This is a genomic window from Haloferax profundi (genome assembly GCF_001469865.1).
Classification (GTDB): domain Archaea; phylum Halobacteriota; class Halobacteria; order Halobacteriales; family Haloferacaceae; genus Haloferax; species Haloferax profundi.
On sequence record NZ_LOPV01000116.1, the window covers coordinates 1 to 1,125 of the forward strand.

Annotated in this window: 3 protein-coding genes; all 3 read right to left on the minus strand. The window is 53.1% G+C overall.

Annotated features, from left to right (window positions below):
- Nucleotides 1–170: type IV pilin (locus AUR66_RS20450; protein ID WP_157533010.1), on the minus strand; the 170-nt coding region annotated here is incomplete at its 3' end.
- Nucleotides 171–344: 174 nt separating this feature from the next.
- Nucleotides 345–740 (minus strand): type II toxin-antitoxin system VapC family toxin, encoded by a 396-nt coding sequence (locus tag AUR66_RS06225; protein WP_058571620.1) that lies wholly within the window; start codon nt 738–740, stop codon nt 345–347.
- The gene (locus tag AUR66_RS06230; protein ID WP_058571621.1) at nt 737–937 is read right to left on the minus strand and encodes a DUF7557 family protein; all 201 of its coding nucleotides are present in this window, start codon (nt 935–937) and stop codon (nt 737–739) included. Before AUR66_RS06230 ends, AUR66_RS06225 begins: the two co-directional genes overlap by 4 nt.
- Nucleotides 938–1,125: the final 188 nt, after the last annotated feature.

A 1,125-nucleotide genomic window follows, 5' to 3' on the forward strand; every position in this document is an offset into this window, starting at 1 on the left:
CCGGGAAGGTCGGCAAGCAGCCGACCACTTGACTCGGCGACTGTGGGTCCGGGGTGGCGAAGATCGGAGGTGAACCCAAAAGTCGCGGCTGAGATCACTGCAGCCAAGATGACTACTACTGCAACCATCAAAACAGTGGCAATTACCGATGATACTCCCCTATTAGCCATGTTTGAGTGTCAGGCACGACGAGTATACCCCTTTTGATGAGTAGGTGAAAAGAACGTTCACTCATGGAACGTGCCTCCCACCTATGATAGCAAAATCGTCCACCGGTTCTAACAAAGGTTGGGACGGTTGGGGCGGCCATGAAGAATCACAGGTCCAAGCACTGTCTAGAAGGACTAATACGGCCCAAATGTCCGGATAGAGAGGATTTCACGGAGTCCTTCTGTATCAAAGTCAGCGTCGGAAACAACCAGTTTCTTCCCTTCAGATCGAGCTGTAGCCGCAATCATGAGGTCGCGTGGCGACATGGGGGTGCCAGATTCGAGAAGGCGGTTCTGCATCCGGGCAGCTTCGAACGCGACCTCTTCGGAGAAGTCGAGAGCGGTGACTCGCCCGAAGTTTTCACGCGCCCCGATGAGGTCTGTCTCTCCTGCTGAGAACACCTCACCAGCGAGCACTTCGTAGATACAAATGCTGGACGTGACTAAGACCGGTTGTTCATCGACGAACTCGACGACTTCCTCCACACCGTCGAGGTAATCGATGATAACCGATGAATCGAGAAGGGTCACTGCTGGAAGCTCTCTCGGGAACGCTTGATTGCTTCGCGCGCCTTTTTGGCTTTGTCAGTTCCTTCCCACGCACCAGCCTTCATTCCCGAACCCTCGTTCGCTAATCGGTCCAGGAACTCATCCCAACTTTCGTCTTCACGCTTTAGCCGCGCCAGCTTCGCCTTCGTCTCGTCAGAGACGCGAATTGATGTGCTCATACGCATACATTGCGTATGCAGACAGAAGTAGTTTGAGGAAACCGCCACTGTTGGGTTGCCACAGTGACTTTCGGAGTCGAGGTTGCCACATACTCCCTCTGATGTGTCACGCGGTTCGTGTCACTGTCTGGAAGGTTCAACAGAAGACAGTGATACGACCATCTTAACCAACAGTATTGATATAGTGT

Coding starts and splice junctions, on each gene's coding strand:
- AUR66_RS06230 (WP_058571621.1), bottom strand. CDS start 937: ATGAGCACATCAATTCGCGTCTCTGACGAGACGAAGGCGAAGCTGGCG.